The organism is Massilia putida (assembly GCF_001941825.1).
GTDB lineage: Bacteria > Pseudomonadota > Gammaproteobacteria > Burkholderiales > Burkholderiaceae_D > Telluria > Telluria putida.
In genome coordinates this window covers 1,399,198-1,418,576 of the sequence record NZ_CP019038.1, presented here as the reverse complement: position 1 = coordinate 1,418,576, position 19,379 = coordinate 1,399,198, and the positions used below count along the sequence as shown (strand labels likewise).

Sequence of the window (19,379 nt, the reverse complement as noted above, 5' to 3'; positions counted from 1 at the left end):
CACGGTTGCGGGGTTGACCCATCACAAGGGACAACCTCTCGGTGGGCGTACATTCACTTAATGCACGCCGGAAATATAGCTCAGCCAGGAGGAGACCATGACAGCAGCTTTCCCCCTCGATCCGCTTCACCGGAGCACGTCCTAGCATGCTGGCCCGCCTGCGCATCGGCCCCAAACTGCTGCTGGCGCCCGCTGTCGTGCTGGTGCTGCTCGTGCTCCTGTCTGCGGGCAGCTATTACGCGATGGTACGCCAGAACGCCTCGCTCGACAGCATCGTCCAGCGCCGCGCGGCGAATATGCGCGCCGCCGCCGACCTCTCGGCGTCGGCCCGCAGCGCGCACGCCCAGGCCTATCAGGTGCTGACCTGGATCAGCGGCAGCTTTCCCCGTGTCCGCGTCGACCCGCTCGCGCTCGACCTGCACGCCCGGCATGCCGCCGTCGACCGCGGCCTCGCCCAACTGGCGCGCCAGACGGCCGACAGTCCCGACGAGCAGCGCGACATCGACCAGGCGCGCGCCGCGTGGGCGCAATACGTGCCGGCCGTGCGCGACGTGATCGAGATCGCCCGCATCGACCAGTCGATCAGCGCCAACGCCATGGTCAAGGCCGAGCGCGCGTTCGCCGTCGTTGCGCAGCGCCTGACGGCACTGGCGCGGCGTGAGCAGGCGCTGTCCGAGCAGGCCTCGAGGAATGCGGCCGACGACGTCCACCTGATCGCGATCCTGATGCCGGTGGTGATCGTGTCCTCGATCGCGGCATCGCTGGCGATCACGATGGCGGTGCGGCGCGCGCTGCTGGCCGACATCGGCGCGATCAGCGCGGCCGCCAGCGGCCTGGCGAGCGGCGACCTGACGATCCAGGCGCGGATCGGCGGCGACGACGAGATCGCCCAGGCGGCGCGGTTGCTCAACACCGGCATCCGCGGCTTGAACGGCCAGTTGCGCAACGTGCTGGACTCGGCCCGCTCGATCGGCGCGGCGTCGCGCGAAATCACGCTGGGCCGCGCCGACATGCCGCCGCGCACGCACGTGCGCGAGGCGCTGGAACGCACGACGGCATCGATGCAGGCGCTGGCGGCGACCCTCGGCGAGGGCGCCGCCGGCGCGCGCGCGGCCGACGCGCTGGCCGCGCGCGCAGGCAGCGCGGCGGAAGCGGGCAGCGGGACGGTGCACCGCGTCGCGGCGACGATGGCGCAGGTGCGCCGCGCCGCTGTGCGCATGGAGCGCATCGGTGCCGCGCTCGAGGGCACGCTGGCGCGCGCCGGCGGCGTCGCGCAAGATCCGGACGGCGGTGCGCGGGACGCGCGCCTGCTCGCACGGCGTGCCTCCCACGCCGCGCGCGAGGCGCGCACGCTCGCGCGCGAGACGGTGGCGGCCATCGACGACGGCGGTGCCTGCGTCGTCGACGCGGGCGCCGCGATGGCCGGCTTGGCGGGCGCGGTGGAGGAGATGGCGCGCATCGTCGACGGCATCGACAGCGCAAGCGGCGAACGGGCGCGCGACCTGGCCGGCGCCGCGCAGGCGATCGTGCGCATGGACGAGCTCACGCAGCAGGGTTCGCGCATGGTGGAAGAGGCGGCGCTGGCCGCGCGCTCGCTGCAGCAGCAAGCCCTTGGCCTCGCGCGCGCGGTGGCCGCGTTCCGTCTCGACGAAGCGGTGCACCGCACAAACGACGCGGCCCCGCCGGGAACGCATGCGCTGCGTCCGGGCAGGGCCGGGAGGCCTTACCTCCGGCTGGCGTCCAGCCGGGGCAAGAACCGCTGATGACTCGCAGGGCGGGCGGCTGTGCCGTCCACGCGTTCACCATGCGCTGGCTGGACGCGTGGACAGCGGAGCTGTCCGCCCTACTTTACCCGTCGTGTTCGATCTTACTCGTAGTCTTCGATCGGCGCGCAGCCGCAGAAGAGGTTACGATCGCCATACGCATTGTCCGCGCGGCCGACCGGCGGCCAGTACTTCTTCTTGCGCAGCGACGGCACCGGGAAGGCGGCCACTTCGCGCGAATAGGTGTGCTGCCAGTCGTCCGCAGTGACGACTTCCGCCGTGTGCGGCGCGCCCTTCAGCGGATTGTCCATGCGGTCGTACTCGCCGCGCTCCACCTTCACGATCTCGGCGTGGATGCAGATCATCGCTTCGATGAAGCGGTCCAGTTCCGCCTTCGATTCCGACTCGGTCGGCTCGATCATCAAGGTGCCCGGCACCGGGAAGCTCATCGTCGGGGCGTGGAAGCCGAAGTCCATCAGGCGTTTCGCCACGTCTTCGTTGCTGATGCCGGTGGCATCCTGCAGCGGGCGCAGGTCGATGATGCACTCGTGCGCGACGAGGCCGTCGTGGCCCGTGTACAGCACCGGATAGTGCGGGGCCAGGCGGCGCGCGATGTAGTTGGCGTTCAGGATCGCCGTTTCCGTCGCCGCGGTGAGACCCTCCGCGCCCATCATCGCGATGTACATCCACGAGATCGGCAGGATCGACGCCGAGCCGTACGGCGCCGAGCTGACGGCGCCGATGCCTTGCTCGTCACGCTGGTAGCCCGTCGACGCCTGGTTCGGCAGGAACGGCACGAGGTGCTCGGCCACGGCCACCGGGCCGACGCCAGGACCGCCGCCGCCGTGCGGAATGCAGAACGTCTTGTGCAGGTTCAGGTGGCTGACGTCGCCGCCGAACAGGCCTGGGCCTGCCACGCCGACCAGCGCGTTCATGTTGGCGCCGTCGACATACACCTGGCCGCCGTGCGCATGCACGATCTCGCACAGTTCCTTGATGCCTTCCTCGAACACGCCGTGCGTGGACGGGTAAGTGACCATCACGCAGGCCAGATTGGCGCTGTGCTCTTCGGCCTTTTTCTTGAGGTCCGCGAGGTCCACGTTGCCGTTGGCGTCGCACGCCGTCACGACGACCTTCATGCCCACCATGTTCGCGGACGCCGGATTGGTGCCGTGCGCCGACGACGGGATCAGGCAGATGTTGCGATGGCCTTCGCCGCGCGACTGGTGGTATTTCTGGATGATCAGCAGACCCGCGTACTCGCCCTGCGAACCGGCGTTCGGCTGCAGCGACACGCCCGCATAACCCGTCACGGCGCACAGCATTGCTTCCAGCTGGGCGATCATCTCGCGGTAGCCGACCGTCTGGTCGTCGGGCGCGAACGGGTGGATGTTCGAGAACTCCGGCCACGTCACCGGGATCATCTCGGACGTCGCGTTCAGCTTCATCGTGCAGGAGCCGAGCGGGATCATCGTGCGGTCGAGGGCCAGGTCCTTGTCGGCCAGCGCGCGCAGGTAGCGCAGCATCTCGTGCTCGGCGTGGTAGCGGTTGAACGTCGGGTGCGTCAGGTAGGCGCTCGTGCGGGCCAGCGCGGACGGATACGCATCCGCCGCGTCGTTGTCCAGCGCGTCGAAGTCCACGTCGGCGCCGCCGAAGATTTTTACCAGCAGCGCGATGTCGTCGCGGGTGATCGTCTCGTCCAGCGAGATGCCCACGTGGCGCGCATCGATGCGGCGCAGGTTGATGCCGTTGTCGTTGGCCACGCGGTGGATCTCGTCGGCATTGTCGGCGATGACGGTCAGCGTGTCGAAGTAGGTCTCGTTCGCCAACTGGAAGCCCAGGCCCTTCAGCGCGGTGGCCAGGATGCCGGTGTAGCGGTGCACGCGGCGGGCGATTCCAGCCAGGCCTTGCGGGCCGTGGTAGACGGCGTACATCGAGGCCATCACGGCCAGCAGCACCTGCGCGGTGCAGATGTTCGACGTCGCCTTTTCGCGGCGGATATGCTGTTCGCGCGTCTGCAGCGCGAGGCGGAAGGCCGGGTTGCCCTGGGCGTCGATGGTGACGCCGGCCAGGCGGCCCGCCATGCTGCGCTTGTATTCGTCGCGCGTGGCCAGGTAGCCCGCGTGCGGGCCGCCGAAGCCGAGCGGCACGCCGAAGCGCTGGCTGTTGCCGACGACGACGTCCGCACCCCATTCGCCCGGCGGCGTGAGCACGGCCAGCGACAGCAGGTCGGCCGCGACGACGACCATCGCGCCCGCGGCATGCAGCTTCTCGACGGCCGCGCGGTAATCGCGCACGTCGCCGTTCACGCCCGGGTATTGCAGCAGCACGCCAAAGCAGGTTTCGGACAGGTTCCCGATGTCGGCGGCTGCGATGGTGCGCACCTCGACGCCGATCGGCACGGCGCGCGTCTGCACGACTTCCAGGGTCTGCGGCAGCACGTCGTCGGCGACGTAGAACACTTTGGAGGACGATTTGCCCACGCGCTGGATCAGCGTCATCGCTTCGGCGGCGGCCGTGCCTTCGTCCAGCATCGACGCGTTGGCGATGCCCATGCCGGTCAGGTCGGTGATCACCTGCTGGAAGTTCAGGATGGCTTCCAGGCGGCCCTGCGAGATCTCCGGCTGGTACGGCGTGTACGCCGTGTACCAGGCCGGGTTTTCGAAGATGTTGCGCAGGATGACGGGCGGCGTGTGCGTGCCGTAGTAGCCCTGGCCGATCAGCGACTTCATGACCTTGTTCTGCGACGCGATGCCTTTGAGCTTCGCGAGCGCGGCCTGCTCGGGCAGCGGCTCGAAGAACTGGCCCAGGTCCAGCTTGTCCTTGCGGCGGATGTTGGCGGGAACGACGGCGTCGATCAGCTCGGCGCGCGTGGCGTAGCCGAGCGCGGACAGCATGGCCGCCTGTTCGGATGCGGACGGGCCGATGTGGCGCGGGATGAAGCCATCGCGTGCTTCGAGTTGGGTCAGGCTGGTGCGGGTCATGATAAGGACGAGAAAAAGATTCGGCGAGAAGGGCTACTTCAGGCCGTCATTCCCGCGCAAGCGGGAATCCATGCTGAGTGGCCGAAGGTGGCTCAGTATGGGTTCCCGCTTGCGCGGGAACGACGTAGATGAGGCGCACGGGTGAGCATCAACCTTCGGTGGTCTTGCCGTAGGCAGCCGCGTCGAGCAGGTTGTTGACGGCGGACGGATCCGAAGGCTTCAGCTTGAACAGCCAGGCGGCATACGCATCCGCGTTGATCGAGTCCGGCGCGTCCGCGGTCGCCTGGTTCACGGCGGTCACGGTGCCGGACACCGGCGCGTAGATGTCGCTGGCGGCCTTGACGGATTCCACGACGGCGGCGTCATCGCCGGCCGTGAAGGTCTTGCCGACCTGCGGCAGTTCGACGAACACGATGTCGCCCAGGGCGTCCTGCGCATATTCGGTGATGCCCACGGTCAGGGTGCCGTCGGCCTCCTGGCGGACCCACTCGTGGGACTCGGTGTACTTCAGGTCGGCTGGGATGTTCATGTGCGTAACTCCGTAGTGATGGATGGTGCGGTAAGTATAAGTGTTTGTTCAGGAAGCGAGGATCTTGCCGTTACGCACGAACGGCAGTTTGACGACGGACGCGGCCAGTTTCTTGTCGCGGATTTCCACGTGGACGGTATCGCCGATCGCCACGTCCAGCGGCACGCGCGCCAGCGCGATCGCCTGCTGCATCGACGGGCTGAACGTACCGCTCGTGATCTCGCCGGCATTGCCCGATGCGGCCACGACCTTCTGGTGGGCGCGTAGGATGCCGCCTTTTTCGCGCAGGATCAGGCCGACGAAGTTCTGCTTCTGGCCGGCTTGCTGCAGGGCGGACTTGCCGATGAAGTCGCGTTCCGACACGAGGTCGACGGTCCAGGCGAGGCCCGCGTCCAGCGGGGACACGTTGTCGTCCATGTCCTGGCCGTACAGATTCATGCCCGCTTCCAGGCGCAGCGTGTCGCGCGCGCCCAGGCCGGCCGGTTTGACGCCGGCGGCGGCGAGGGCGTTCCACAAGGCCTCGACCTGGCTGGCCGGCACGCCGATCTCGAAGCCGTCTTCGCCCGTGTAGCCGGTGCGCGCGACCATCAGTTCGCCGAACGGCGTGCCTTCCACGACGACGGCGTTGAAGGGCTTCAGGCCCTCCGACGGCGCCTGCGTCTGCGGCACGACCTGCCAGACTTTCGCGCGGGCGTTCGGACCCTGCACGGCGACGAGGGCGATGCCATCATCGCTCAGGTCGGCGCGGCGCGGGGTGATGGTCAGGCCGCTGCCCGTGGCGTCGTTCTGCTGGCGGATCCAGGCGATGTCCTTCTCGGCCGTGCCCGCGTTCACGACGAGGCGGAACCAGTCTTCGGCGAAGTAATAGACGATCAGGTCGTCGATGACGCCGCCCTGGGGATTGAGCATGCACGAGTACAAGGCCTTGCCCGGCGCCTGCAGCTTGTCGACGTTATTGGCCAGCAGGCCGCGCAGGAAGGCGCGCACGTTGGCGCCGCGCACGTCGACCACGCACATGTGCGACACGTCGAACATGCCGGCATCGCCACGCACGGCATGGTGTTCTTCGATCTGGGAGCCGTAGTTGACGGGCATGTCCCAGCCGCCGAAGTCGACCATCTTGGCGCCGAGGGCGCGGTGTACGGAATTGAGCGGGGTCGCTTTGAGCGTCATGGGTGGATCCTCGGCAGAAAATGGGGTCGCGCACGCGGCGATCCGCATGCTCTCACACCCCTCTGTCCTCGGTACCTGAGAGATAGCGGCGCGTCGTGTCGCATCGCCTGCCCCTTCGGTGGGCCGTGAAGGCCGCTCTCCAGAGTTGGTCCGCCGCGCTTATCGCGCAGCAGCCCCCGACCGGTCCGGTTGCCTGAGAGTTTTTGGGTGATGCCCCTTCGGCGGCAGCCTGTGCTGCGCTCTCCCGATCAAGACTGCGAAGTCTATGCGAGTGGTGCCGGGAAGTCAATCTGGAGAGGGCGGCGGGCGAGGGCGACCGGCGAGGGTGCGCACTATTGCAGCGCGGCCACATGGCCCTGCGGACGTGTTTTGTTACACTTGCTCTACGACCCTTGCGACAGAAGAGACCACTATGAGCGAAGATCAAGCAAAACAGAAGGAAGGGTACTTTACCCTGTCCGGCGACGTGAACAGCGACATGGTGCATCGCGTCTTCGAAGCGGTGGCCAGCATGAACGAGGACGGCATCGAGACCGCGCACATCCTCCTGCAATCGAACGGCGGCTATGTCAGCGACGGCCTGTGCCTGTATAACTTCCTGGCCAATGCGCCCGTCAACTGCGTCATGTACAACGGCGGCGCCGTCGCATCGATCGCGGTGATCCTGTTCCTGGCGGGCAAGCAGCGCTATGCGAGCGAGACGGCGCGCTTCATGATCCACAAATCGCATGCGACGGCGTCGCCGGGTTCGCGTCCGGATGCGCTCAACATCATCGTCGAAGGCTTGCGCGCCGACGATGCGCGCACGGAATCGATCCTGCGCAAGCACATCGAGCTGACGCCGGAGCAGTGGGGGATCCACCAGTACGGCGACCTGCACCTGAACGCGCGCGACGCCAAGGTGGCAGGGATGATCGACGACATCGTCGACTTCGCGCCGCCCAAGGGCTCGTACCTGCGCAACATCTGATTCGCCGTCTCGCGCCGCCCGTCCGCACGGGCGGCGTTCGTGCGTTCCACAAACACAGACAGAGCCTGTAGCGGTTGTCCCGCTTCAGGCTCTTTCCGTACTTCCTGTGTCGTTACCGTGTATGACCGAACCCGGAAATCGGATCGGTCCGGCGTGCGCCGCGATCAGCGCTTGTTGTCGTTCTTGTGGCTTTGACGGCCAGCCTCGGCGTGCTGCTCCGGGGTGCCGCCGCGGGTGCCGCCCGAGCCGCCCGAGCGCGAGCCCGAGCCGGAACCCGACTGCTTGTTGCCGTCGTTTTTGTGGCTTTGCTGGCCAGCCTTGACGTGTTGTTCGTGGGAGCCGCCCTGGTTGCCCGAGCGCGAAGAATTTTTGTTCGCAGCCATGATCATTCCTTTCTGATAGTGGAGATGTCGTGCTTACCGATGTGCCGCCGAACATTGACATTCGGTAGCGATTTCGGTAATGCAATGATGCGAGCGCGGCAATTGATCGGGTATCGGATCACCCCTTGTACTGTTGTAGGACAAGGCGCATTTCGAAAGCAATAATCTTCTCCGTATGCACGGAATTCGCATATTCTTATTCGCTGGCAACCGTTATCTTGCGGTGCAGCATAGCGTTTTATGTCGCAAGACTGGCTCTTCAATAGCATAAGCATTTTTATCTCGGCGCTGCGCGACCCGCTGGGCATATCGATTTCTGTTGCCACTTGGAAATAATGTGCCACAATATGGATGCCTCCGCTTTTATCGCCACCATGTCATCCAGCCAAGACCAGACGCCGGCCGCCCGCAAGGCCGCGTCGCCGCAACAGGCGACGCTGGATGCGCTCGCCGGTATCGCGGCCGACCACGTCAAGGAGCAGCTGACCGCGATGACGGCCCGGATGGCCGCGGCGCTGGGCGACGTCGGCCAGCAGCAGGGCGATCCGCAGGACGTGTACCGCCGCGTCAAGTCGGCCCGCCTGCTCAAGGACAACGCCTACGCCTTTTTCCACCTGGCGTCGGGCGCGATCGAGCTGGCCTTGCGCCGCGAACTCGACCGCCTGTTGCCACAGGCCGCATCCAAGCGCCCGTCGGCCGCCGCGCTGAGTCTCGTCCCGTTGGACGAAATGGACAGCCGGCTCGCATTGGGGGCGCTGGCCCGGCCGTTCGACATCGCCCATTCCGACGCCCTCGCGACCCTGGCCGTGCGCCTCGGCATGCTGCTCGGACGCGGCGTGCTGCGTGCCGACGGCAATCCTTTCCGTCCCGAAGTCTTCCTCGGCGCCATCGAAGAAGCATGGCGCGAGTTCGAGCCGGAGACCGATGCCCACGGCCTCATCCTGACCCTGCTGCGCCCCGACGTCGTGTTCGATTTCGGGCCGCTGCTCGAGTCCCTCATCGCCGCCCTGCGCAAGGGCGGCCAGCCGGGTTCCGTCGATGCCTACCGCATCCAGAAGACGGACGACGCGGCCGCCGCGAAAGCGGCCCGCGCCGGCCAGCGCGCAGCCCTCGCCGATCGATTGCGCAAGCTGTTCGGCGACGATGGCGGCGAGGATGGCGTGCCGCTGATTCCGGATCTGCCCGACCTGCCGTCCAGCGCCGGCGGCTGGCGGCCCAGCGGCGCCGGCGCGTTTGCGGCGGGGCAGGCAGGGCAGGCGGGTCGGGCGGCGTCCGGCGCCCGGCCGGCGTCCGGATTCGCCGCGCCGTCCGGCATCCCTGCACAGCCCGCGGCAGGCTTCGCGCCGGCCGCTTCCGACATCCCCCAGTCCGGTTGGTCCGCCGCCCTGCGCGGGGCGCTGGCGCAGAACCACGGCGCGGCGCCGCTGCTGGATTTGCTGGCACGCATCGAGCCGGTCCTGGCGCAGGAACCGCAGGCGGCCGCATCCGGCGCGCAGGCGCCCGATGTGTTCTATCTGCCGCGTTTCAAGCAGAGCCTGCCCCAGGGCAGCTTGCCGCGCGGCGACGAGCGCACGCTGGACCTGCTGTCGCGCGTCTTCGAGACCGTGCTGCTGGACGACAGCATTCCGCCGCGTACGCGCGCGCTGCTGCAGTTGCTGCAAGTGCCTGTGCTCAAGGCGGCGCTGCTCGACAAGAATTTCTTCTTCGAGGAAGCGCACCCGGCACGCCGGCTCGTCGACCTGATGTCGCGCGTCGGCTGGGACCAGCGCCAGAACGCGAACGACCCGCTGTTCCAGGCCATGCAGCGCAGCGTCGCGCGCGCGGGCGAGGCCAAGCCGGATGCGTTCGCCAGCGCCGTCGCCGAACTGGAGGCCGGCATCGCGGCCGACGAGTCCGCACAGGAAGCGGCGCTGGCCGCTCCGGTCGCCACGGCCATCAAGCAGGAACGGCACCAGGTGGCGGCACGCCAGGCGCGCGACGCCGTCGCGCTGCGCGTGCAGGCCGGGGGCGTCGTCGACGTCGTCAGCGGCTTCCTCGAACAGCGCTGGACGACGGTGCTGACGTTCGCCCACACGATCGAGGATGCGCGCCCGGGCGCCGTCGGCAACGCCACCCGCGCCATGGACGATCTGATCTGGAGCGTCAAGCCCAAGGCCACGCAGGAACAGCGCAAGGCCTTGATCGCCCGGCTGCCGCGCCTGCTCGCGACGCTGAATAAATGGCTCGACGCCATCAAATGGCAGGACGCGGAGCGCCTGCAATTCTTCGCCCGCCTGGCCGAATACCATGCGGCGATCGTGCGTGCGCCCATCGAGCTGTCGCCCGAACGCCAGCTGGAACTGGCCACCCTCGCGGCCCAGCAGGACGCGCTGCGCCGGGTCGAGCTGGAAAATGCCGCAGCCGAACAGGCCGCGGCGCGGGCGGCGGCGGTGTCGGCCGTCGACGGCCTGGAGCGCGGCATGTGGCTGGCATTCCGTACGGGCGACGGCGAGCGCAAGGTCAAGCTGGCGTGGGTGAGTCCGCTGCGCACGCTGTTCATCTTCTCGGGCGCCGGACGGCGCGAGGCGTTCTCGCTGCCGGCCGACAAGCTGGCGGCCGCCCTCGACGAGGGCAGCGCGCGGGTGCTGGCCATCGACGGCGTCGTGGGGCAGGTGTTGTCGGAAGCGATGGCGCAGGGGGCCGTCAACGACTCGTCAATCGTGACCGCGATGTCGTAGGGTGGACGGCTTTGCCGTCCAAGCGTTCAAACGGTGCCTGCGCAGACGTTCGTGCGACAACGATCGGCGCGTGGACGGCGCCATCGTCATGACCATTCAGGCGCAGCGTGTGCGGCCGGCCACCCTACGTGTTGGTATCAGTCAGCAGGCCGGGTTATAGTCGAGCCGTCGTAAATCCATCCTCCGATCCAATATGCTCTGGTGGTCCCATCTTTCGGCGCTGGGCGGACTCAACGTCACGGCGCTGCTCGCCCTTGGCGTGACGGCCTGGCTCATAGGCAGCCGCTGCTGGCGGCTGGCGCTCGTCTGGTGCCTCGTGTTCGGCGGCGCCATGCTCGTGGCGGCGGGAAGCCAGATCGCGTTCATCGGCTGGGGCATCGGCATCCGCTCGCTGTCGTTCACCGGCTTTTCGGGTCACGCGGCGCGCGCCGCCGCCGTGTTCCCGGTCGCGTTATTCCTGCTCGTCGAGCATCAGCCGCGGCGGGCGCGTTTGATCGCGGTCGCGGCCGGCGGCCTGCTGGCGGTGGCGGTGGCGCTGGCGCGGGTCCAGGTCGGCGCCCATTCCGCCAGCGAAGCCTTGTCCGGCTGCTTGCTGGGCCTGGGCGCGGCCGCGCTGTTCCTCGCGCGCGCGCGTGCCGCGCGGGACTGTTCGCCCCAGCCCCTGCTGCTGGGGCTGCTCGCCGCGACGATTTTCCTGCCGCGCGCCGATCCCGCGTATTCCCACCAGTGGCTGACGGCCGCCGCGCTGGCGCTGTCCGGGCGCGACCGGGTGTACCTGCGCAACGACTGGCAGCCCGCCCAAGGGCCGTACGTGCCGCCGTGCGCGCCCGCCAGGGTGCGCTTTGCCGTCCTCTGCACCTGAGGGCACGTCGGCAAACCGGTTGCGCGTTGCACGGTCGTTTGCGATGCCCGCTGTACGCGCCTGCAGCTGCGCTTCTCAAACGACATTGCGTCCGCGACGGTTTTTCGAGCTTCCCCCGCACCGGCGCGCGCGCGAGCCAAAACTTGGCCGAAAAGCAAGGCGCAGATGGTATGATGCAGCCTTTATCGACTTCTCCCCAAACCGTAAGCGAACGTGCGTCTATCCTCCATCAAATTGTCGGGATTTAAGTCTTTCGTCGATCCCACCAATTTCCAGGTGCCGGGACAGCTGGTCGGCGTGGTCGGCCCGAACGGATGCGGCAAATCGAACATCATCGATGCCGTACGCTGGGTGCTGGGCGAATCGAAAGCGTCCGAGCTGCGCGGGGAGTCGATGCAGGACGTCATCTTCAACGGCTCCACGAACCGCAAGCCGGCCGGACGCGCGTCGGTCGAACTCGTGTTCGACAACAGCGCCGGCAAGGCGGCCGGGCAATGGAGCCAGTATGCCGAGATCGCCGTCAAGCGGACCTTGACCCGCGACGGCACGTCGACGTATTTCATCAACGGCCAGCCGGTGCGCCGGCGCGACATCCAGGACATCTTCCTCGGCACGGGCCTGGGCCCACGCGCCTATGCCATCATCGGCCAGGGCATGATCTCGCGCATCATCGAATCGCGCCCGGAAGAGCTGCGCGTGTTCCTCGAGGAAGCGGCGGGCGTGTCCAAATACAAGGAGCGCCGGCGCGAGACGGAAAACCGCCTGTCGGACACGCGCGAAAACCTGCTGCGCGTCGAAGACATCCTGCGCGAACTGAACGCCAATCTGGAAAAACTGGAAGCGCAGGCCGCCGTCGCCAACCGCTTCCACCAGCTGCAGGCCGACCAGGAAGAAAAGCAGAAACTTCTGTGGCTCCTGCGCCGCAACGAGGCGAAGGCCGAGCAGACGCGCTGGTTCCTCGAGATGGAGCAGGCGCAGACGGGGCTGGAAGAGCAGAACGCGAAGATGCGCAACCTCGAGCTGGAACTGGAGCGCATGCGCCAGGCGCACTACGAGACAGGCGACCGCCTGCACGTGGCGCAGGGCGCGCTGTACCAGACCAATTCCGAGATCGGCAGCCTGGAAGCGCAGATCAAGTTCGTCGTCGAGTCGCGCACGCGCCTGCAGAACCAGATCGGGACGCTCACCGCCCAGCGGGAGCAATGGCTGAACCAGGCGAACGAAACCCAGGAGCAGATCGAGGAAGCGGAGTTCCGTCTGGAGGAACTGGCCGCGCGCGTGGAAGGCGCCCAGATCGCGGCGGAGGCCCAGAACGAGCGCCTGCCCGACCTGGAAGCCGCATGGCGCGAGGCGCAGAACAAGTCGACCGAGTCGCGCGCCCGCATCATGCAGATCCAGCAGCGCATCGAGCTGTCGTCCGCGCACCAGCGCAATGCCTCGAACATTCTCGCGAACCTCGCCACGCGGCGCGAGCGCCTGCAGCAGGAGCGCGGCGGCCTGAACCTGCCGGACGCCGGCCACCTGGACAACCTGCGCCTGCAGCTCGAGGAAAAGCAACTGGCGCTGGAAGAGCAGAACCTGATGCTGGAAGAGGCGGCGAGCCGCCAGGAAACCGTCGAGCAGGAGCGGCGCGACGCGCATGCACAGGTCCAGCAGGAGTCCGCATCCAACGCGAAGCTGGAAGCGCGGCTCTCCGCGCTGCGCCAGCTGCAGGAACGCGTGCAGACGCAGGGCAAGGTCCAGCCGTGGCTGCAGAAGCACGAGCTGGATAAGCTGCCGCGCCTGTGGCAGAAGCTCGATATCGAGACGGGCTGGGAGACGGCGCTGGAATCCGTGCTGCGCGAGCGCACGGGCGCGCTGGAAGTGTCGAACCTCGACTGGGCGCGCGGCTTCTTCGGCGACGCGCCGCCGGCCCGCCTCGCGTTGTATTCGCCCGCACCCGGCAGCGCCGGTGCGCAGGATCATCACGGGCTGAAGCCGTTCGCGAGCCTGTTGAAACTGAACGACCCGGGCCTGCGCGGCCTGCTGGACGACTGGCTGTTCGGGGTCTACGCGGCCGACGATCCGGGCACGGCGCTCGCGCTGCGCGGCAAGCTGCCGCAGGGCGGCTGCTTCGTCACGCCGCAAGGCCATATGGTCACGAGCGCGAGCGTGCGCTTCTACGCGGCGGACGCCGAGCAGGACGGCGTGCTCGCGCGCCAGCACGAGATCGACAACATCGGCAAACAACTGCGTGCGCAGGCGCTGCTGCTGGACGAGGCCCGCACCCGCGCCACCCGCGCCGACGCGGCGGTGAGCGAGCTGCAGCGCCGCCTGCAGGATGGCCGGCAAAAGGTCGCGACCTTGCAGCGCGAAGTGCATGCGTTGCAGATCGAGGTCGTCAAGCAGGCCGAGGTCGAGGCGCGCTTCAACCAGCGCAGCGGCCAGATCGCGGCGGACCTCGACGAGATCGCCGCGCAGGAAGCGGAGCAACGGCAGGCCAAGGCGGAAGCGGAAGCGCAGTTCGAAGAGCTGGACATGGAACTGGCCGAGCTTCAGGGCGCGTACGAGGATGGGCAGGTCGAGTTCCAGGAACAGGAACGCGTGCTGGCCGAGGCGCGCCAGCGCCTGCGCGACCTGGAGCGCGCGGCCCAGGAAGCCGTGTTCGCGGAAAAGACCCAGCGCACGCGCATCGAGGAATTGCGCCGCACGATCGCCACCGCGCACCAGCAGGCGGCGCAGGTCCTGGAGAGCATCGCGGCCGGCAAGCTGGAACTGGAAGCGCTCGAATCCGGCGCGGCCGCCGAGGGCTTGCAGGAATTGCTGGCGCGCCGCACGGAGCAGGAAAAGGCGCTCGCGGACGCGCGCCACGAACTGGACCAGCTCACGCAGCAGCTGCGCGCGGCCGAGGAAGCCCGCATGCAGGCGGAGCGCGGCCTGCAGCCGCAGCGCGAGCGCATCACCGAGATGCAACTGAAGGAGCAGGCCGCGCGCCTGAACCAGGAACAGTTCGCGGAAGCGCTGGCCGCCACGGGCGCCGACGAGGCGGCATTGTCCGAAAAGCTCGACCCCGAGATGAAGCCGGCTTACCTGCAGGGCGAGGTGACGCGCCTGACGAATGCCATCGCGGCGCTGGGCGCCGTCAACCTGGCCGCGGTCGAGGAACTGGCGCAGGCGACGGAGCGAAAGCGCTTCCTCGACGCGCAGAACAACGACCTGCAGGAGGCGATCGCCACGCTGGAAGGCGCGATCTCCCGCATCGACCGCGAATCGCGCGACCTGCTGCAGGATACGTTCGACCGCGTCAACGCCAACTTCTCGGAACTGTTCCCGATCCTGTTCGGCGGCGGCACGGCGAAGCTCGTGATGACGGGCGAGGAAATCCTCGACGCCGGCGTGCAGGTGATGGCCCAGCCGCCCGGCAAGAAGAACGCGACGATCCACCTGCTGTCCGGCGGCGAGAAGGCGCTGACGGCGACCGCGCTCGTGTTCTCGATGTTCCGCCTGAACCCGGCGCCGTTCTGCCTCCTCGACGAGGTCGACGCGCCGCTGGACGATGCCAATACCGAGCGCTTCTGCCGCATGGTGAAGCGCATGTCGGACCATACCCAATTCCTCTTCATCTCGCACAACAAGATCGCGATGGAGATGGCCAACCAACTGATCGGTGTGACGATGCAGGAGCAGGGCGTGTCGCGCATCGTGGCGGTGGACATGGAGTCCGCCGCGAATTTCGCTACTGAGGCACAAGCAGCATGACAGACTTTCAAATGAGCCTGATCGCGGCCGGCGGCGTTTTCGTCGTCGGCGTCATTAGTTACAACAAGTGGCAGGAGTACAAGGCCCGCAAGAGCGTCGAGCGCGCGTTTTCGCATGACCATGACGATGTGCTGATGAAAGGCGGCGCAGCGCCCGAGCGCATGCGCCATGAGCCCGTGCTGGACGGCGCGCCCGAACCGGGCCACGACGTGCTGACCGAACCGGCAGTCCACGCCGAGCCGCTGCGGCGTGCCGAACCCGGCGCCGTGCCTGCGGCCGCGCCCGTCCCGGCCGCGGCTGCGTCGCTGGACCCGGTCGCCGGGCTGCCCGCCGTGAAACCGGACACGCCGCCCGCGCAACTTGCCGAAAACCTCGTCGACCCGCTGATCGATTGCCTCATCCCGCTGAATTCGGAAGGGCCGCTGCGCGGCGACCGCATCCTGCCCGCGCTGTTGAAACTGCGCCGCGTCGGCAACAAGCCCGTGCACTTCGTCGGCCTGGCCGTCAATGGCGACTGGGAGCCGATCGTGCACGGCGGCGTGTACACGAAGCTGCAGGCCGGCGTCCAGCTGGCCACGCGCACGACGGCGCTGAACGAACTGGAATACTCGGAGATGGTCACGCGCCTGCGCGCCGTCGCCGACGAGATCGGCGCCGAGCCGGAAGTGCCGGACATGATCGAAGTGATGAGCGAAGCGAAGACCTTGCACCGCTTCGTCGCCGGCCACGATGCCCAGCTGGGCGTGAACCTGGCGTCGAAAGGCGCGCCGTGGGCGATGGCCACGCTGATCGGCGCGCTGGAAAACGCCGGCTTCGACGTGCGCCCGGACGGCAAATTCGTCATGACCGACAAGGAAGAAGGCGGCGGCACGCTGTTCACGCTGTCGACCAATGTCACGCTGGGCGCCGACACCACGTCGCGCCTGACCTTGCTGCTGGACGTGCCGTGCGTGGCCCCGGCACGCGACGGCTTCGGCAAGATGGTCGCCTGCGCGAAGGATCTCGAGCAGCGCCTCGATGCCGCCATCGTCGACGACTTCGACCAGCCGCTGACGGATGCCACCTTGGAAGAGATCGCGGGCCAGGTGCGCGAGTTCTACCAGGAGATGGACGCGGCCGACATCGCGGCCGGCTCCACGCGCGCGCTGCGCCTGTTCAGCTGAGGTGACGATGAGCGATTCCCCCGACGACCTGGAACGGATGGCGTGGCTGGTCAAGGAACTGAACCACCACATCTACAACTACCACGTGCTGGACGCGCCGACGATCCCCGACGCCGAGTACGACCGCCTGTTCCGCGAACTGCAGGCGCTGGAAGAAAAACATCCGCAGGCGGTATCGATGGATTCGCCGACGTCGCGCGTGGGCGCGGCGCCGATTCCCGAATTCAAGCAGGTCACGCATGCCGTGCCGATGCTCTCGCTGAACAACGGCTTTTCCGATGAAGACATCGACAATTTCGACCGCCGCGTGCGCGAGGGCCTGGGCCATGCGCACGTCGCGTATGCGGCGGAACTGAAATTCGATGGCCTGGCCATCAGCCTGCGCTACGAAAACGGCGTGTTCGTGCAGGCCGCCACGCGCGGCGACGGCTACACGGGCGAGGACGTCACGGCGAACATCCGCACGGTGCGCGTGATCCCGCTGCGCCTCCATGGCGGAGGCGACGAAAATGCGTTGCCGGACGTGCTGGAAGTGCGCGGCGAAGTGCTGATGTTCAAGGACGATTTCGACCGCCTGAACCAGCGCCAGCGCGACGCGGGCCAGAAGGAATTCGCGAATCCGCGCAACGCCGCCGCGGGCAGCCTGCGCCAGCTCGATGCGCGCATCACGGCGCAGCGCCGGCTGCGTTTCTTCGCCTACGGCATCGGCCTGCTGGAAGGCGCGCCGATGCCGGAATCGCACTCGAAAGCGCTGGACTGGCTCGATCGACTGGGCCTGCCCGTGTCGAAAGAGCGCGCGGTGGTGACGGGCTGCGAGGGCATGCTGGCCTACTTCCGCGACATCGGCGCGCGCCGCAAGTCGCTGCCGTACGAGATCGAATTTACTAACTTCTGAGAATCGGTTTACAACGCACGCATTCCGGCGTAGAGTGTCAAGACACATAACTTTGTGTTAAGACAACCATGGGCCGTCGGTCGAAACCTCCCGTACACATTCAGTTATTGCCTGACGCCAATCGCGCCCAGTTGCAAGATGACGGTTTACCGCCGCTCAAGCGGTTTATCGATATATCAGACGGCGGCAGTCGTTCTGAACAAAAACTTACCCGGTTCTACCTTCAAACGCCTTCATCTGCAGAGGTCATAGCGGCCAAAGCAAATGGCATCAAATATGTCATCGGCGGGAACAGCGGTAATCGCGGCTTATCGTCACTTGCACTCCCCGATTTCGCTTCTCAAAAGATCACGCCCGGATTCGGCCACCAATTAGCACGGCTAATGATTCATTTCCTAACGGGAAAATACAAATCATATAGCACGCTGACGAATATCGTTACCAGCGTGAAGATTTGGATCGAGTTCATCTCCACCTCTCGTTTAGAAAAATTAGATGGTTTCAACATTTACAGTATCGAATATCAGGACTGGCTGGATTACAGAAGCTTCCTTGAGACGGGAAACGTCAAAGGTTATAAGAGAGCATTCGGTGATCCCAGATCTATATTTTCATCATATCATGCGACGAGTTTTGACGGAAACTTGCAAAAGATAGCTTGGCCAAATCCACGTCGGAATAATGCTCCTGAGCCGCATAATCATTCCGGTGATGATATAGACGGGGCATATTCCGATGCAATTATGTATCAATTGCTAGCGCAATTTCTCTATCGGTTCAAGCGCCAGATAGCTTACTTGAAGCATTATGAAGAGTTGACATTGGAGTCTCTTGGCGAAGATTGGATATTCCATGGACGTAAACCCAGGCGAGCAAGTAACGGAAGGGCCGATATTTATAATTTCTTGCATCTTTGGCTATCGACCGAGATTGGCTACGGAAAAATATTAAATCATAAACTTCTATGGTTTAAGCTTAATTTTCATTCAAAGAAGCAATTTACTAAACTGATTCTTGGTTATGCGAAGTACTGTCCTGATTTGGCAAAAAAATATGAGGCATATGTAGTCTGGGAAAGGAAGACCCATCTTCTACACTCTACTGCGCCAAGACATAATGTTTTCGGACTTTATGCTAAACGTTCAGTGAAAGACGATAAAACGGGGGCTCTATCGCAACTTGCATTCTGCCTGGTTAATATAGTAATGATTTATACTGGGCTCAATAAAGAGGTTGTGCTAAGTTGGTCGTCGCGTATTGATGGGAAAAGCATATTGTCCCAAGGCGACACCTTGTTCGTTAGAAAAGAGGGTGCGCCTAAAGAAGTCGAGATTATCGGATGGAAAAGAAAAACCGGTTCGCTCACAAAAGACAAGCCAATTGCCGTTGCTATAGTGATCGATAGTCCTTTATATCAGATGTTGGAGGAGTATGAAAGGCATGCGAAAACAAATTTTGACGGCCCGTTCTTTGAAATGGCAGAAACTGTCGTAAGTCAATGGGGTCGGGATTTGAATCAACGTTATCCCGTAACTCTAGAAAACGGGGAGCTCTTACAGAGCTTGGAAACAAAAAGATTCAGAAAGGTATTTGCGACAACAAAAATGTTGGAGCACCTATCTGGTGTCGTGAATTCTCAGGAGCTTGCGGACCGGCTTCAATCAGACCTAGACCACAATACGCTAGACGTTACTCTATCTAATTATATAATGCGTTCGCAAAACGCCACAGCTGTTCTCGATATTGCTATAGCTACAATCACTTCCAAAAATATTAATCAAGCGTTGGAATTCGCTGGCGAAGTATCTTTGGAGGATAAACCTGAAGCGCGAAAATCCCTATACTTGTGCGAGTGCAAAGATCCAGCTAACCCTACCCATGGCATGGCGATCGCAAAAGAATGCACCTATTACGACCTATGTCTCGGTTGTAGGCGTAGTATCATTTGTCAAAAACACCTGCCATACATCTGCTTGAGAATTCTTCAATATGAAGAGCAACGACTGATAATGGGTGTTACTTGGAACGCCGTATATGAAGATCGTTGGTTGATTGCTAACGATGCATTAAATAAGTACAAAAAGAAAAATTCAAGGGACGGTGAGGCTTTAGTTCAGCGTGCGTGGGAGGACGCGAGATCGGGAGCGGTGTCCTTGCCTCCAATCATACAAACTAAAGTTTAATAAACGTTTAGTTCGGATC

11 protein-coding genes, 1 pseudogene and 2 riboswitches are annotated in these 19,379 nt (G+C 65.0%); of the genes and pseudogenes, 8 read left to right on the top strand and 4 right to left on the bottom strand.

Features of this window, described 5'->3' with window-relative positions; genetic code table 11:
* Nucleotides 1–146 precede the first annotated feature (146 nt).
* A complete protein-coding gene (locus tag BVG12_RS08555; protein WP_075792019.1) occupies nucleotides 147–1,763 on the top strand; it encodes an MCP four helix bundle domain-containing protein in 1,617 nt (538 codons plus the stop codon).
* Between the two features lie 104 nt (nucleotides 1,764–1,867).
* Here BVG12_RS08555 and gcvP read toward each other — a convergent pair whose 3' ends face one another.
* From gcvP to gcvT, 3 genes are all read right to left on the bottom strand, one after another.
* Entirely contained in the window at nucleotides 1,868–4,747 is a 2,880-nt protein-coding gene (gene gcvP, locus BVG12_RS08550; protein ID WP_075792018.1) for an aminomethyl-transferring glycine dehydrogenase, read from the bottom strand.
* Nucleotides 4,748–4,895: 148 nt separating this feature from the next.
* Nucleotides 4,896–5,276, bottom strand: a complete 381-nt coding sequence (gene gcvH, locus BVG12_RS08545; RefSeq protein ID WP_075792017.1) for a glycine cleavage system protein GcvH — start codon at nucleotides 5,274–5,276, stop codon at nucleotides 4,896–4,898.
* A 48-nt stretch (nucleotides 5,277–5,324) separates the two neighbouring features.
* Nucleotides 5,325–6,449, bottom strand: coding sequence for a glycine cleavage system aminomethyltransferase GcvT (gcvT, locus tag BVG12_RS08540; protein ID WP_075792016.1), 1,125 nt, complete (start codon nucleotides 6,447–6,449; stop codon nucleotides 5,325–5,327).
* Nucleotides 6,450–6,501: 52 nt separating this feature from the next.
* Nucleotides 6,502–6,602: riboswitch (glycine riboswitch) on the bottom strand.
* An 18-nt stretch (nucleotides 6,603–6,620) separates the two neighbouring features.
* A riboswitch (glycine riboswitch) is annotated at nucleotides 6,621–6,706 on the bottom strand.
* Between the two features lie 155 nt (nucleotides 6,707–6,861).
* Here gcvT and BVG12_RS08535 point away from each other — a divergent pair.
* Nucleotides 6,862–7,419, top strand: a complete 558-nt coding sequence (locus BVG12_RS08535) for an ATP-dependent Clp protease proteolytic subunit (RefSeq protein WP_075792015.1) — start codon at nucleotides 6,862–6,864, stop codon at nucleotides 7,417–7,419.
* Nucleotides 7,420–7,583: 164 nt separating this feature from the next.
* Here BVG12_RS08535 and BVG12_RS08530 read toward each other — a convergent pair whose 3' ends face one another.
* A complete protein-coding gene (locus BVG12_RS08530) occupies nucleotides 7,584–7,802 on the bottom strand; it encodes a hypothetical protein (RefSeq protein ID WP_075792014.1) in 219 nt (72 codons plus the stop codon).
* Nucleotides 7,803–8,176: 374 nt separating this feature from the next.
* On the opposite strand from BVG12_RS08530, the gene BVG12_RS08525 reads away from it, so the two are divergent.
* From BVG12_RS08525 to BVG12_RS33955, 6 genes and pseudogenes are all read left to right on the top strand, one after another.
* Nucleotides 8,177–10,519 carry a DUF1631 family protein gene (locus BVG12_RS08525; RefSeq protein WP_075796262.1) on the top strand — a complete coding sequence of 781 codons (2,343 nt, stop codon included), beginning with the start codon at nucleotides 8,177–8,179 and terminating at the stop codon, nucleotides 10,517–10,519.
* A 193-nt stretch (nucleotides 10,520–10,712) separates the two neighbouring features.
* Nucleotides 10,713–11,381 carry a phosphatase PAP2 family protein gene (locus tag BVG12_RS08520; RefSeq protein WP_075792013.1) on the top strand — a complete coding sequence of 223 codons (669 nt, stop codon included), beginning with the start codon at nucleotides 10,713–10,715 and terminating at the stop codon, nucleotides 11,379–11,381.
* Nucleotides 11,382–11,594: 213 nt separating this feature from the next.
* Nucleotides 11,595–15,119: a chromosome segregation protein SMC gene (smc, locus tag BVG12_RS08515; RefSeq protein WP_075792012.1), complete on the top strand. Its 3,525-nt coding sequence runs from the start codon at nucleotides 11,595–11,597 to the stop codon at nucleotides 15,117–15,119.
* The gene (locus BVG12_RS08510) at nucleotides 15,116–16,282 is read left to right on the top strand and encodes a cell division protein ZipA C-terminal FtsZ-binding domain-containing protein (protein WP_075792011.1); all 1,167 of its coding nucleotides are present in this window, start codon (nucleotides 15,116–15,118) and stop codon (nucleotides 16,280–16,282) included. Before smc ends, BVG12_RS08510 begins: the two co-directional genes overlap by 4 nt.
* Nucleotides 16,283–16,319: 37 nt before the next feature.
* Nucleotides 16,320–17,162, top strand: a pseudogene (locus BVG12_RS08505) (DNA ligase LigA-related protein); the annotation flags it as partial.
* Nucleotides 17,163–17,245: 83 nt separating this feature from the next.
* Nucleotides 17,246–19,360, top strand: coding sequence for a hypothetical protein (locus BVG12_RS33955; RefSeq protein WP_156895588.1), 2,115 nt, complete (start codon nucleotides 17,246–17,248; stop codon nucleotides 19,358–19,360).
* Nucleotides 19,361–19,379 lie beyond the last annotated feature (19 nt).